This is a genomic window from Mumia sp. (genome assembly GCF_028803055.1).
Taxonomy (GTDB): Bacteria; Actinomycetota; Actinomycetes; order Propionibacteriales; family Nocardioidaceae; genus Mumia.
The window spans coordinates 33,909-46,397 of the sequence record NZ_JARBCJ010000003.1; the positions used below are offsets into that span (position 1 = coordinate 33,909).

The window sequence follows — 12,489 nt, forward strand, 5'->3', positions numbered from 1 at the left end:
AGGAGATCGACTCCGCTCGGGCCAGAACCCCGATCTCCTCACCGAATCGCGCGGATGGGATGGGTGCGATGGGCGCGGGGTGCGGGAGTGCGGGTCAGTCGGCGTCGGGCACCTCGGTACGGCGCGGTGGGCGCCGCGTCACGACGACGGCGAGCCCGACGATGATCAGGGCCAGACCGACGTAGACCCCCAGGCCCGGCGCCTGCCCGAGCATCGCGGTGGCGAGCAGCGCCGCCCCCGGGACCTCGAGCAGGAGCACCAGCGAGACGACCATCGGGCTCATCACCGCGAGCAGGTGGTTGATCACCGAGTGCCCGAGCAGCTGGGCGGTCACCGTCACCGCGAGGATGCCCAGCCAGGCCGTGGTCTCGAACCCGACCAGCGGCACCCGCCAGACCAGACAGGCCACCAGCAGGATCAGCGCGCACGCGCCGTAGCAGAGCACCGTGTACGACGTCGTCGACAGCGTCTCCCGCGCCCGGGCCCCCGCGACGGTGTAGATCGCCGCGCTCAGGCCCCCGAGCAGCGCCAGCCCGTCCCCCAGCACGGCCTCGCGCGACAGGCTGAGGTCGACACCGGTGATGACGAGCACGCCGGAGAACGACACGGCCAACCCGGCGGCGACACCGAGCCGGACGTGTCTGCCCCGGAGCCGGTCGATCAGCGCGATCCAACCGACCTGCATCGAGACCAGCGCCGTCGCGGCCGCGACGGAGGTGAGCTTGAGCGCGCTGATCCACGTCGCGAAGTGCGCGGCGAGCGCGGCTCCGGCGAACAGGCAGGTACGGACGTCGACCGCCGTCAGCGCCCTCAGCTCGCGTCGGTTGCGGGTTGCGGCGACCGGGATCAGGATCGCCTCGGCGAGGGCGTTGCGCCAGAACGCGATGGCGAGCGCGGGCGCCTGCGTCCCCGCCATCAGGGGTCCGGACAGCGAGACGCCGAGCACGGCCACGGCGGCGAGGATGACGGTCACCTGCGCAGTATGCGTGGCGCGGCCGCCGTACCGCCGACGCGGCCGCCGCGCAGACGATCCCCGTCCTATGCTGTCGGGCATGGACCCCAGCGAGCCGGCAGGCGACTTCGACGCGCTGTTCCGCCGGGCCTTCGTGGCCGAGGTGGCGAAGAAGTCGGGCCTGCTCTGGATCGTGTACGCCGACGCCTGGCACCCGGTCTGGCACGTCTGGCACGAGGACGCCGTCTGCGTCGTCGCCGGCGGGGACGAGCAGCCGCTGCCAGGGATCCGGGACGAGCGCGAGGTCGTCCTCGACCTGCGCGCGAAGTCGACCCGGGCGCAGGTCGCGAGGGTCAGCGCGTCCGTCGAGGAGATCAGTCCCGACCACCCCGAGTGGGAGGAGGTCACGGCGGTGCTCGCTGCGGACCGCCTCAACCTGTTCGAGGCTGACGAGGCCGTGGCCCGGTGGGCGCGCGAGTGCGTCGTCGTACGCCTCCGCCCGATGGAGCTGTTGTCCTCCCCCGGGCACCTCGACGACAGGGCGCAGCGCGAGCAGCCGCTGGAGTCGCCGGCGCGTACGGTCCGCAGCCGCCCCTTCGCCCTGCACCGCCAGCGTCGCGCCCCTCGCCTCTCGGGGTCTTCCGAGGCCTGAGTCGGGGCGCAAATAGTTGAAGCCACCACCATGGCCGAAGCCCCGACTGGTGGACTTCCCATGAGTTATGTTCCTGTCGCACCCCTCGTCCGCCCAGGAAGGCTCCCTCCGTGAATTCGCTCCTCAAGCGTGCCGCCGCCGTCGTGGCAGGGGGCGCGCTCGCGTTCTCCGGCCTCGCGTTCGCGTCCGCCGCCCCCGCCGCCGCAGCGACCTCGCCGATCGACGTGACGTCGATCCGCGTGGCGTCCTCGTCCGGCCCCTACATGAGCTACAGCACGAAGTACATGCAGACCGCCACCGACATGCGTCAGGTCGGGTCGCTCGGCCAGTACGGCCGCGTGACCGTGTACGGCGACATCTACCGTGGCTCGACGCGTCTGCTGGCCAACCAGCAGCTCGCCTACGTCAGCAACACCTACCAGTCGACGACCTCCGGTTTCACGTTCAAGAACGGCTGGGGCCGTGGCGCGTTCCGCGTCGCCAACGTCCGCGTCCAGTGGAACGACGGCAACAACAACATCCGCTGGTTCACCGACGCCAGCGTCGCCGGCCGTGGCTTCACGATCAAGTCGGCGATCGAGGGCAACCTCAAGTACCGCAACGTCATCTCCATCAAGAGCACCGGCTCGAAGAAGAAGGTGAAGGTCGGGGTCCGCTACTACAGCCCGACCGGCTGGAAGCCGTACCGCGGCAAGAAGGTCGTCGTCCAGGTCAAGAAGGGCAAGTGGAAGAAGAAGAAGGCGCTGCGCCTCAACCGCAAGGGCAAGGCCGGCTTCACCTTCTACTCGTCCAAGCGCGCCAAGTACCGCCTCAAGATCCCCGCGACCAAGACCGTCCAGGGTGGTTACAGCCGCGGCACCATCAAGCTCTGACCTGACACTCAGGCCTCCGACGCCCCGTCACCGCGCCGCGGTGGCGGGGCGTCGTACGTCCGGCCTCCTGCCCGGACGCCGCTAGGCTGACCCCCGTGACCTCGACGAGCCGGATCTTTCTCGCCAGGCTGGCCGGGCACTCTGTCTTCGACCCCGCTGGGGACCAGGTGGGCAAGCTGCGCGACGTCGTCGTCACGCAGCGCAGCGCAGGCCGCCTCCCCCGGGTGCTGGGGTTGGTGATCGAGGTGCTCGGTCGTCGGCGCGTCTTCCTCCCGATGACACGGGTGACGTCGCTCGAGGGCGGCCAGATCATCACCACGGGCGTCCTCAACCTGCGCCGCTTCGAGCAGCGCCAGACCGAGACGCTCGTGTTCGGTGAGCTCTTCGACCGCAAGGTGCGGGTACCGTCTCAGAACCTCGACGGGGTCGTGGTCTACGACGTCGCGATGGAGCAGGACCGCACCAAGGACTGGTATCTCTCCGACGTCGCCGTGCGCAGCCGCAGCGCCCGCTTCGGACGGCGTGGCCACGGCGTCGTCGTCGACTGGGGCGACGTCGCCGATCTCGCCGGCGAGCAGCCCTCGCAGGGCGCCACCCACCTCCTCGCGACCATGGACGAGATGCGCCCGGCCGACCTCGCCAACGCGCTGCGGGAGCTGCCGGTCCTGCGGCGGACGCAGATCGCGGCCGAGCTCGACGACGAGCGGCTCGCCGACGTGCTCGAGGAGATGCCCGAGATCGCCCAGGTCGAGATCCTCGGCCGCCTCCACCCCGAGCGCGCGGCCGACGTCTTGGAGGAGATGTCTCCCGACGACGCGGCCGACGTCATCGCCACGCTGCCGATGGACACCGCGGAGGCGCTGCTCGCGCTGATGGAGCCCGAGGACGCCGAGGACGTCCGCCGGCTGATGGACTACGAGGAGGGCACGGCGGGTGGCCTGATGACCTCCGACGCGGTCATCCTCCCGCCGGACGCCACCCTGGCCGAGGCCCTCGCCCGCATCCGGGAGCCCGAGATGTCGCCCTCGCTGGCCGCGCTGGTCTACGTGGCGCGGCCGCCGCTCGAGACGCCGACGGGACGCTTCTTCGGGGTGGTGCACTTCCAGCACCTGCTGCGCGAGCCGCCCTCGTCGCTGGTCGGTGCGATCGCGGTGAACGACATCGACTGGCCGCGGCCCGACACGTCGCTGCACGAGGTGGCTCGTATCCTCGCGGCGTACAACCTCGTCGCCTGCCCCGTCGTCGACGACTCCCACCACCTGGTGGGGGCCATCACGGTCGACGACGTCCTCGACGAGCTGCTGCCGGAGGGCTGGCGCGACCAGGAGCCGGAGGGAGCGCTATGAGCGACCGCGACGACCGCCGAGTGCGGCTCGACCAGCCCCGCGACCCCAACCGCTGGAGCCGCAGCCGGCGCCGCCGGGTGGACGCGGAGACCTTCGGCCGGTTCGCCGAGGGGTTCGCGCGGTTCATGGGGACGGCGACCTTCATCGCGTGGATGACGGTGTTCGTGGCGGCCTGGCTGCTCTGGAACAGCCTGAGCCCGGACTCCTTGCGCTTCGACCCGTTCCCCTTCATCTTCTTGACCCTGATCCTGTCGCTGCAGGCCTCGTACGCCGCTCCCCTGATCCTGCTCGCGCAGAACCGTCAGGAGGCCCGTGACAGGGTCACCCAGGAGCAGGACCGGGAGCAGTCGGCCCGGTCGCACGAGGACACGCAGTTCCTCGCCCGGGAGGTCGCGAGCCTCCGTCTGGCGCTCGGCGAGGTGGCCACCCGAGACTTCCTGCGCTCGGAGCTGCGAGGGCTGGTCGACGACATCGAGGACCGGGTCAGGTCGTCGCCGGACGAGGCGGCAGACGGTCAGCCCGACCCGACGCCCTTGTGATTGCCAGGGCGCACGTAGCATCGATGACATGCCCGCTGAGACCCTGGTGAACCCCGACGCCGTCAACCAGGCGCTGTCGACCGTCAACGATCCCGAGATCCGTCGTCCGATCACCGAGATCGGCATGGTGGAGGGCGTCGACATCGACGGAGGCTCCGTCACCGTCAGGCTCCTCCTCACCGTCGCCGGCTGCCCACTCAAGGACACGCTGAACCGCGACATCACCGCCGCGGTGACGAAGGTGCCCGGCGTCACCGACGTCCGCGTCGACATGGGTGTCATGAACGAGGACCAGCGCAAGAACCTCCAAGAGGTGCTGCGCGGTGGGCAGACGCAGCGGGAGATCCCGTTCGCCGCCGCCGGGTCCCTCACGAAGGTGTACGCGATCGCGTCCGGCAAGGGCGGTGTGGGCAAGTCGTCGGTCACCGTCAACCTCGCCGCAGCCCTCGCCGCTCAGGGTCTCAAGGTCGGCATCGTCGACGCCGACATCTACGGCCACTCGATCCCGGACATGCTCGGTGTCGGCGACGCCCGCCCGACCCAGGTCGAGGACATGATCATGCCGGTGCCGGTCCGCGGCATGCAGGTCATGAGCATCGGCATGCTCAAGCCGCGCAAGGACCAGGTCGTCGCCTGGCGCGGCCCCATGCTCGACCGTGCGCTCGTGCAGATGCTCTCCGACGTCTACTGGGGCGACCTCGACGCGCTGCTGCTCGACCTCCCGCCGGGCACCGGCGACATGGCGATCAGCCTCGGCCAGCATCTCCCCAACGCGGAGGTCGTGGTGGTCACCACGCCGCAGGACGCCGCTGCCTCGGTCGCCGAGCGTGCGGGGACCATGGCGTCGATGATGCACCAGCGCGTGGTCGGCGTGATCGAGAACATGTCGTGGCTCGAGCTGCCCAACGGCGACCGGATGGAGATCTTCGGCTCGGGTGGAGGCGAGACCGTCGCCGCGACGCTGAGCGCCCGGTTCGGCTACGACGTCCCGCTCCTCGGACAGATCCCGCTCGACCAGCAGATGCGCATCAGCGGAGACACCGGCGTGGCCATCGTGGAGGAGGCACCCGACAGCCCTGCAGCCAAGGTGCTCAAGCAGGTCGCCTCGACGCTGTCCGGCCGCTCCCGCGGACTCGCCGGGATGCAGCTCGGGCTCTCCCCGACCGGCCGCTGACGTCTCCGCCGGCCTGCGGCTAGGCTTCGCGCATGTTCGACGTCGGCGTGGCGGAGATGGCGGTGATCGTGATCGTCGCGGTCCTCGTCTTCGGACCTGAGCGCCTGCCGGAGTTCGCACGGCAGCTCGGCCGCCTCGTCCGCACGGTCCGGCAGATGGCCGACAACGCCAAGGCCGACCTCCAGCGAGAGATGGGCGACGACTTCACCTCGCTGCGAGACGACATCCGGGGCCTCGACCCGCGCGAGATGATGAAGGGCACGCTGGACGACGACGATCCGACGTCCAACCCCTCCTCCCGAGCGACGTCCCGCCCCCTCGAGCCCGGCGAGCCGGCTCCGTTCGACGTCGACGCGACCTAGGGCCTGCGGGCTGTGCGCCGCTGGCGGGGCCTGAGTCTCTCAGGCGTCGCGGGAGCCGGGCGTCGTCCAGGCAGTCAGTCGCTCCAACCCCGTACGGACCCGGTCCAGCATCCCGTTGCGGTGCGGCTGCTGGGGGAGGTCGGCGATCACGTCGCGCAGGCGCGAGGCGGGCGCGTCGGTGACGACGGTGAACACGATGCCGTCGTAGTCCCAGGTGGCGACCGACGGTGTCCCCTCCCGCACCCAGACCTCCGCGTCGCCCACGTCGTGGCGCGCGAAGCCCGACACCGCGTCGCGGTCGAGGGCGCCGTTCTGCTCGTAGACGGTCACCGTGGACCGGCCGTCGGTGTAGGTCAGGGCGATGCCCTTGTCCCCGGAGAGGTCGACCCACCGGGCGCCGACCCGCTCGAGGGACCGTCCGAGGCGGTCGTGACACGGCCAGCCGGTCATGGCAAGGCGGTCGATCGTGGCGGTGTCGATCTGCACCCCGTGCTCGGTGGCGAGGTCGTCTGCGGCGACGCGTCCGGTCTCCTGGAGCGGAGCGGATGCCTCGTGCACCGGGATGCCCTCGGTCCGCGGCACCGGCCGGACAGCGCGGAAGACGGGATCGGCGATCTCCTGCTGGGCGTATCGCACGACCTGGCGCAGACGTCCGTCGGCGTCCTCGATCACGTATGCGGCGACACGGCGGCCGTCGTCGGCGGCGATGACCTCCGACCTGCCTGGCCTCGAACGGATGACGGAGAGATCGTAGCGGTTGGCGAGCAGCCGCACGCTCACCGACGAGCCGAGGGCCTCCTCGAGGAGCGACACGGCCTCCGTCGAGTCGCTCCGGGTGGGCACGACGGCGTGGCCGGGCGCGACCACCAGCGCCACGTCGCTCGGAGAGCCGCCCACGGCGCCGACGCTCTGCTGGATCGGGTCGGCCTCGCCGCGGAACTGGGCGACGAACTGCTCGACGGGCGGAGCCACGGTGTCGGCCGGGGTGGCGGGTGCGCCCACCGCGTAGGCGATGCCGGCGAGCACCGCCGAGGCCCCGGTGGCCGCGATGCCGACACGGACCACGACGTGGTCGAAGATCAGGTGCAGCCGCGACGGCGGAGCGGCGGCAGCGAGCCGCGCTGGGTCGGAGAGGGCCGAGAGGAACGTCGAGGAGGGGGACGGAGGCGTGCACAGGCCGGTCATGCGCCGCTTGAGGGCACGCTGGGCCAGGACGGCCTCGAAGCACTCGTCACAGGCCGCCAGATGAGCGTCCGCGCGCGCGGCCTCGTCGACGGGCAGCTGTCCGTCGACGTACGCAGCGACGCGATCTCCCAGGTGTGCCATCAGCGGGGTGCCACCGCCGGGTCGAGAGGGCCTGCGAACCGTGTACGCGCTCCGGACGGGGCACGGTGCTCCAGCGCCGTACGGAGCTGCTTGCGCCCGCGGTGGATCCGCGAGCGGACCGTCCCGAGCTTGACGCCGAGGACGTCGGCGATCTCTTCGTAGGACAGACCCTCGATGTCGCACAGGACCACGGCGACGCGGAACTCCTCCGGCAGCGAGGCGAGCGCGGTCTCGACGTCCGCGTCGAGGCTCGCGTCGGACCAGGCCCTCTCCGGCGACGGGTCGGTGGCGGTCAGCCTCTCCTCGGCGCCCTCGCCGAACCGGTCGAACCGAAACTTCGACTTCCGGCGGACGCGGTCGAGAAAGAGGTTGGTGGTGATCCGGTGGATCCATCCTTCGAACGAGCCGGGCTTGAAGGAGTCGAGCGAGCGGAACACACGGATGAAGACCTCCTGGGTGAGGTCCTCGGCGTCGTGCTGGTTGCCCGTCAGCCGGTAGGCGAGCCGGAAGACGCGCGCGGAGTGCTGCTCCACGATCTCCTCCCAGGTACCGACCCCGTTCTGGTCGTGGGTCTGCGTGCCGGCGTCCTGCGTGGTCGTGCCCATCTGTCTGACGACCTCCTGTGTTGGTCGGACAACTATCGTCTACCAACAAACTGAGACAACGATGAGACGGACCTGGACGTTCCCCATGATGCCGAGTCGCACGAGCTTTCACGGCACCGGCGAGGCGCGTGCTGACGTCCGCGGCGACCCCTCTCCCATGCCTTAGGCTGTGGCCCAGGTGCCGGGATTCCCGGCCTGTGAGAGGAGTTCGTCATCGCCACCGCGATCACGCCGCAGAGCTGGTTGTACGCCGAGGAGTTCGTCGTCGAGGACGAGCCGCTGCAGAACGGCCGTGCCCGGGCGGACGAGGTCGGCGTGGTGCCCATCGGCCCGGGTGGCGGCGCGGCACTGCGTCTGCTGGCGGGGGTCGCGAACGCTGGCGCGGTCGTCGAGGTCGGGACGGGTACGGGTGTCTCCAGCCTGTGGCTGCTGCGCGGCATGCGCCCGGACGGCGTCCTGACCTCCGTGGACCGGGAGGCCGAGCACCAGCGGCTCGCGCGCACGACCCTGACCGAAGCCGGGATCGCCTCCAACCGGTTCCGTCTCATCTCCGGCTCCGCGCTGGAGGTGCTTCCCCGCCTGGCCGACGGCGGGTACGACCTGGTGTTCGTCGATGCCGACAAGCGCGACTACCCCCTCTTCGTCGAGGAGGCGGTGCGCCTGTTGCGTCCCGGCGGCGTCCTCGCGTTCGACAACGCGCTGTGGCACGACCGGGTGGCCGACCCGGCGCGACGCGACGAGGACACCGTCGCGGTCCGCGAGATCGGCCGTTCGCTGCTCGACGACGACCGGTTCATGCCGGCGCTGCTCCCCGTCGGGGACGGCCTGCTCGTGGCCCAGGTCCGGAGCTAGATCTCTCGACCAGCCGCCGCTCACCCTGCCGGGGCGCGGAGCTCGGCATCCTCGCTCAGCCTCGCAGCCAGCTCCGCACGCGAGGAGATCCCGAGCTTGATGTAGGCGTGCCGCAGGTGGTACTCCACCGTCTTCGGACTCAGGAAGAGTGCCGCCGCTGCCTCTCGTGTCGTCCGTCCCTCGCCGAGGAGACGGGCCACCTGCAGCTCCTGCGGGGTCAGGGGCTGCTCCGCCCCCGGCGCGCGCCGCTGCACCCGCTCACCGGTCGCGGCGAGCTCCGCGGAGGCCTGCGCGGCCCACGGGGCGGCGGCCAGGCGGTCGAACGTGGTGAGCGCCTCCCTGAGGTGCTCACGCGCCTCGCTGCGCCGCCGCGTGCGGCGCAGGTGTGCCCCGAACGCGAGCTGGGTGCGCGCCCGCTCGTACGCGTCCGGGCTGTGGGCGTGCTCCACGAGAGCGGCGGCGAACCGCGCGTCCGGCGTCACGCCGGCGAGCGCCAGGGCCCGGTGCGCGCGGGCTCGTGACCACGGCTGACCCTTGGTGTCGGCGAGCAGGGCGAACGCGGACGCCTCAGCACGGGCACCGTCCAGGTCACCGACACGGACGAGGCACTCCACCAGCTCGGGGGCCGGAGACAGGTCGGCGTCGACGACGCGGAAGCGGCGTACGAGCGACTGCTGCGCACGAAAGTGCTCGACCGCCTCCTCGTACCGGCCGAGGCCGGCCGCGAGGTCGCCCGCCGCGAAGCGGAGCCAGGCCCTGCCGAAGTTGAGTCTGCTCCGCACGCACTGACGCTCCGCCTCCTGTGACTCGGCCCGCATCTCGTCCTCGCATCCGCGACGCGCGAGCAGCCACGCGAGTCCGGCGCGGGAGATCGCCTCGTCGGTGCGCTGGCCGGATTCGCGGGCCAGCGCGATGGCCTCGCGGTAGGCCCCCTCCGCCGACGTCCACCGGTCCGTCGTCGCATCGTCGCGCGCGGCGTGGAAGAGCAGGAATGGCAGCGTCCCCAGCGCCGCGCGCTCACGTGCGTCGAGGACCACCGCGTCGACCAGGGCCCGCGAGTCGCCGGAGTCGCGCAGCCAGATCGGCGGGAGCAGCAGCCACCCCCGCCACCGGGGATCGTCGATCAGATCGCCCGTTCCCGCCGCGGCCACGGCACGGCGCATCTGGGTGGCGCCCGCCTCGCCGTCACCGGTCATCAGCCGCCCGATGCCCGCGGCGAGGTCGCCGAGCAGCCGGCTGCGGGGTGCGGTGGCCGTCTCCCGCAGCGCGTCGAGCCGGGCGACGACCGTGCGCGCTCCGGCGCCGTCACAGAGGTACACGCACAGATACACCGCCTCCGCCAGCAGCACCACCGCGAGGTCGGGGTCGTCGGCGGCGACCGGACCCGACGCCTCCAGGAGGAGGGCGCGCGCCTCGACCAACGAGCCGCACCGCGCACCCACCACCCCCCGCAGCGCCAGCGCGCGTCGACGGGCCGGCCCTGTGGGAGCACCCGCGACCGCCTCCCCGAAGATCTCCAGGGCGCGGTCGGCCAGGCCCCCGAGCCAGGCGTGCTCGCCGGCGAGCGCGAGTCGCCGGGTGCGCTCCTCCGGGTCCTCGCTCGCGTGCGCTGCCCGCTCGCCCCACTGCGACGCCACCGCGTATGCGCGACGCCGTGCCGCGGACGCGGTCGCCGCGTCGAGCACCGCGGCCGCCTCTCCGTCGGGGCCGATCGTCGCCGCCGAGAGGTGCTGCGCCCGCCGGTCGAGGTCGCCGGTGGGGAGCGCGTCGGCGATGATCCGGTGCAGCTGCCGCCGCAAAGGTGGCGCCGTGGCCTGCACCAGCGACGCCTGCATGAGCGGGTGCCGGAACCGGACACGGTCGAGCCCCAGGTCGACCAGCTCCGCCTGCTCGGCATCGGCGAGGTGCGCGAGGTCGCTCCCGGCCGTAGCGCACGCCCGGCCCAGCGTCGTGAGGTCGACGTCGCCCGCCAGCGCCGCGACGGTGAGTGCGGTGCGTGCGAGGGGCGGCAGGCTGCCGAGACGGCCGGTGAACGCCTCCTCGATGAGTCGGGGCACCGGGATCTCGCCGAGATCCCGCGCCAGCAGGTCTGGCGTACGCACCATCTCGAGGGCAGCGAGCGGATTGCCCTCGCTCACGGCGTGCAGGCGCTCGGCCTGCGTGGCGGAGAGCCCGCGGGATACGACGAGCGCGTCGCACTCCTCGCGGCTGAGTCCACCAACCTCGAGACGGTCGAGGTCGGCCACAAGCTCACCGACGGCAGCACCCGGTCGCGTCGCGAGCACCACCGCGACCGCGTCGGTGAGGAGCCGTCGGGCGGTGAAGAGGATCGCGTCGACGGAGGGGCGGTCGAGGTGATGGAGGTCGTCGACGAGCAGAAGGAGGGGGCGTTCCTCGGCTGCCCGGCTGATCAGCCCGAGCGTCGCCGCGGAGATCACGAAACGCTCCCCGGCGCGAGCGGGCGCCTCCCCCGTACCTCCCGGACGGAGGGCGAGCGCCTGCGCGAGCGCGTCCGCCTGCACGGCCGGCAGGGCGTCGAGGTGGCCGAGCAGCGGCCGCAGGAGCTGCGCGAGCCCGGCGAACGGCAGGTCGCGCTCGGGCTCGGCTCCTGCCGTCGCGAGGACCTGGACGTCGGAACCGGCTGCTTCCCTGGCCTGCAGGAGCAGGGTGGACTTGCCGATCCCGGCCTCGCCCACGACGACGACAGCACCGCTGGCACCGCCGCGTGCTCGCGCCACCAGCGCGCCGATCGCGGCGCACTCACGCGCTCGTCCGACGAGCATGCTCCCGAGGCTAGTCACCCGGGGGGCCTACAGCCGCGGGATTGACGAACCAGGGGGGTCACCGGATGCGGCGACACGCCCCCGATCCCTAGCGTCGCGGGCATCGACGGATCACCGAGGAGGGTGACATGACTGCACAGATCGACGAGGACGTCCTGATGTCCTTCGTCTTCCGAGCCGTGGACGAGGTCGGTGCGACGCTCAACGCGGCGCTCGTGGTCCTGGGCGACAAGCTCGGCTACTACCGGGCGCTGGCCGACGGTGGCGCGCTCACGCCTGCGGAGCTCGCCGAGCGGACCGGTACGGCTCTCCCGTACGCGCGCGAGTGGCTCAATGCCCAGGCGGCAGGCTCCTTCGTCCGCTACGAGCCCGACACCGGGCGGTATGTGCTCCCGGCAGAGCACGCCGTCGCGCTCACCGACGAGTCGAGTCCGGCCTTCCTGCCCGGTCTCTTCCAGATCGCGCTCGGCACGGTGGCCGACTCCCAGCGCGTCGTCGAGGCGGCGCGGGACGACGCGGGGGTCGGCTGGCACGAGCACAACGGTGACGTGCACGACGGCTGCGAACGGTTCTTCCGGCCCAGCTACCTGGCCTACCTCGTCGATGCGTGGCTTCCCGCCGCGGGTGTGGCGGACAAGCTCCGGGAGGGCGCCCGCGTCGCCGACATCGGCTGCGGTCACGGCGCCTCCACGATCCTGATGGCCGAGGGTTACCCCAGCTCCACGTTCGTGGGCTCGGACTACCACGCGGCCTCGATCGACGTCGCCCGTCAGCGGGCCGCGGCCGCAGGGGTGTCCGACCGGGCGACCTTCGAGGTGACGTCGGCCCAGCACCTCGGTGACGAGGCGTACGACGTCGTCACGACGTTCGACGCGCTGCACGACATGGGCGACCCGGTCGGTGCCGCTCGGCACGTGCACCACATGCTGGCCGACGACGGCGTCTGGATGATCGTCGAGCCGATGGCCGGCGACCGGGTCGAGGACAACCTGACGCCTGTCGGTCGCGCCTACTACGGGTTCTCGA

General features: G+C 71.9%; 12 protein-coding genes. 8 read left to right on the top strand and 4 right to left on the bottom strand.

The genetic code is table 11. The annotated features are described in order from the left end of the window. Nucleotides 1-94: 94 nt before the first annotated feature. Entirely contained in the window at nucleotides 95-973 is an 879-nt protein-coding gene (locus tag PV363_RS00770) for a DMT family transporter (RefSeq protein ID WP_220343880.1), read from the bottom strand. Nucleotides 974-1,052: 79 nt separating this feature from the next. Between PV363_RS00770 and PV363_RS00775 the strand changes: the two genes are divergently transcribed. The 6 genes from PV363_RS00775 (at nucleotide 1,053) to PV363_RS00800 (ending at nucleotide 5,897) form a co-directional block, all read left to right on the top strand. Next, on the top strand, nucleotides 1,053-1,604 hold the full coding sequence (locus PV363_RS00775; RefSeq protein WP_220343879.1) for a hypothetical protein: 552 nt from the start codon (nucleotides 1,053-1,055) through the stop codon (nucleotides 1,602-1,604). A 110-nt stretch (nucleotides 1,605-1,714) separates the two neighbouring features. Beyond that, the gene (locus PV363_RS00780) at nucleotides 1,715-2,476 is read left to right on the top strand and encodes a hypothetical protein (protein ID WP_220343878.1); all 762 of its coding nucleotides are present in this window, start codon (nucleotides 1,715-1,717) and stop codon (nucleotides 2,474-2,476) included. 95 nt (nucleotides 2,477-2,571) lie between these two features. Then, complete coding sequence (locus tag PV363_RS00785) at nucleotides 2,572-3,822, top strand: CBS domain-containing protein (RefSeq protein ID WP_301021483.1); 1,251 nt, start codon at nucleotides 2,572-2,574, stop codon at nucleotides 3,820-3,822. Further along, the gene (locus tag PV363_RS00790) at nucleotides 3,819-4,361 is read left to right on the top strand and encodes a DUF1003 domain-containing protein (RefSeq protein ID WP_220343877.1); all 543 of its coding nucleotides are present in this window, start codon (nucleotides 3,819-3,821) and stop codon (nucleotides 4,359-4,361) included. Before PV363_RS00785 ends, PV363_RS00790 begins: the two co-directional genes overlap by 4 nt. A 28-nt stretch (nucleotides 4,362-4,389) precedes the next feature. After that, nucleotides 4,390-5,535: a P-loop NTPase gene (locus PV363_RS00795; RefSeq protein ID WP_220343876.1), complete on the top strand. Its 1,146-nt coding sequence runs from the start codon at nucleotides 4,390-4,392 to the stop codon at nucleotides 5,533-5,535. A 32-nt stretch (nucleotides 5,536-5,567) separates the two neighbouring features. Further along, entirely contained in the window at nucleotides 5,568-5,897 is a 330-nt protein-coding gene (locus PV363_RS00800; protein WP_220343875.1) for a sec-independent translocase, read from the top strand. 39 nt (nucleotides 5,898-5,936) lie between these two features. Here PV363_RS00800 and PV363_RS00805 read toward each other — a convergent pair whose 3' ends face one another. Together PV363_RS00805 and sigE are read right to left on the bottom strand one after the other, a co-directional pair. Further along, the gene (locus PV363_RS00805) at nucleotides 5,937-7,223 is read right to left on the bottom strand and encodes a zf-HC2 domain-containing protein (RefSeq protein WP_220343874.1); all 1,287 of its coding nucleotides are present in this window, start codon (nucleotides 7,221-7,223) and stop codon (nucleotides 5,937-5,939) included. Further along, nucleotides 7,223-7,828: an RNA polymerase sigma factor SigE gene (gene sigE, locus PV363_RS00810; RefSeq protein WP_220343873.1), complete on the bottom strand. Its 606-nt coding sequence runs from the start codon at nucleotides 7,826-7,828 to the stop codon at nucleotides 7,223-7,225. The genes PV363_RS00805 and sigE overlap by 1 nt, the downstream gene beginning before the upstream one ends. Nucleotides 7,829-8,071: 243 nt before the next feature. Between sigE and PV363_RS00815 the strand changes: the two genes are divergently transcribed. Continuing rightward, entirely contained in the window at nucleotides 8,072-8,680 is a 609-nt protein-coding gene (locus tag PV363_RS00815) for an O-methyltransferase (RefSeq protein WP_255559593.1), read from the top strand. Nucleotides 8,681-8,700: 20 nt separating this feature from the next. Here the strand turns inward: PV363_RS00815 and PV363_RS00820 are convergent, their stop codons facing one another. Next, the gene (locus tag PV363_RS00820) at nucleotides 8,701-11,463 is read right to left on the bottom strand and encodes a LuxR family transcriptional regulator (protein ID WP_301021484.1); all 2,763 of its coding nucleotides are present in this window, start codon (nucleotides 11,461-11,463) and stop codon (nucleotides 8,701-8,703) included. A gap of 128 nt (nucleotides 11,464-11,591) precedes the next feature. Between PV363_RS00820 and PV363_RS00825 the strand changes: the two genes are divergently transcribed. Beyond that, nucleotides 11,592-12,489, top strand: an 898-nt coding sequence (locus PV363_RS00825; RefSeq protein WP_301021485.1) for a class I SAM-dependent methyltransferase, incomplete at its 3' end; no start/stop codon positions are given.

What these genes read in the sequence shown, in the direction of transcription:
- PV363_RS00805 (WP_220343874.1), bottom strand. Translation starts at nt 7,223, where the DNA reads ATGGCACACCTGGGAGATCGCGTCGCTGCGTACGTCGACGGACAGCTG.
- PV363_RS00775 (WP_220343879.1), top strand. Translation starts at nt 1,053, where the DNA reads ATGGACCCCAGCGAGCCGGCAGGCGACTTCGACGCGCTGTTCCGCCGG.
- PV363_RS00790 (WP_220343877.1), top strand. Translation starts at nt 3,819, where the DNA reads ATGAGCGACCGCGACGACCGCCGAGTGCGGCTCGACCAGCCCCGCGAC.
- sigE (WP_220343873.1), bottom strand. Translation starts at nt 7,828, where the DNA reads ATGGGCACGACCACGCAGGACGCCGGCACGCAGACCCACGACCAGAAC.
- PV363_RS00800 (WP_220343875.1), top strand. Translation starts at nt 5,568, where the DNA reads ATGTTCGACGTCGGCGTGGCGGAGATGGCGGTGATCGTGATCGTCGCG.
- PV363_RS00820 (WP_301021484.1), bottom strand. Translation starts at nt 11,463, where the DNA reads ATGCTCGTCGGACGAGCGCGTGAGTGCGCCGCGATCGGCGCGCTGGTG.
- PV363_RS00795 (WP_220343876.1), top strand. Translation starts at nt 4,390, where the DNA reads ATGCCCGCTGAGACCCTGGTGAACCCCGACGCCGTCAACCAGGCGCTG.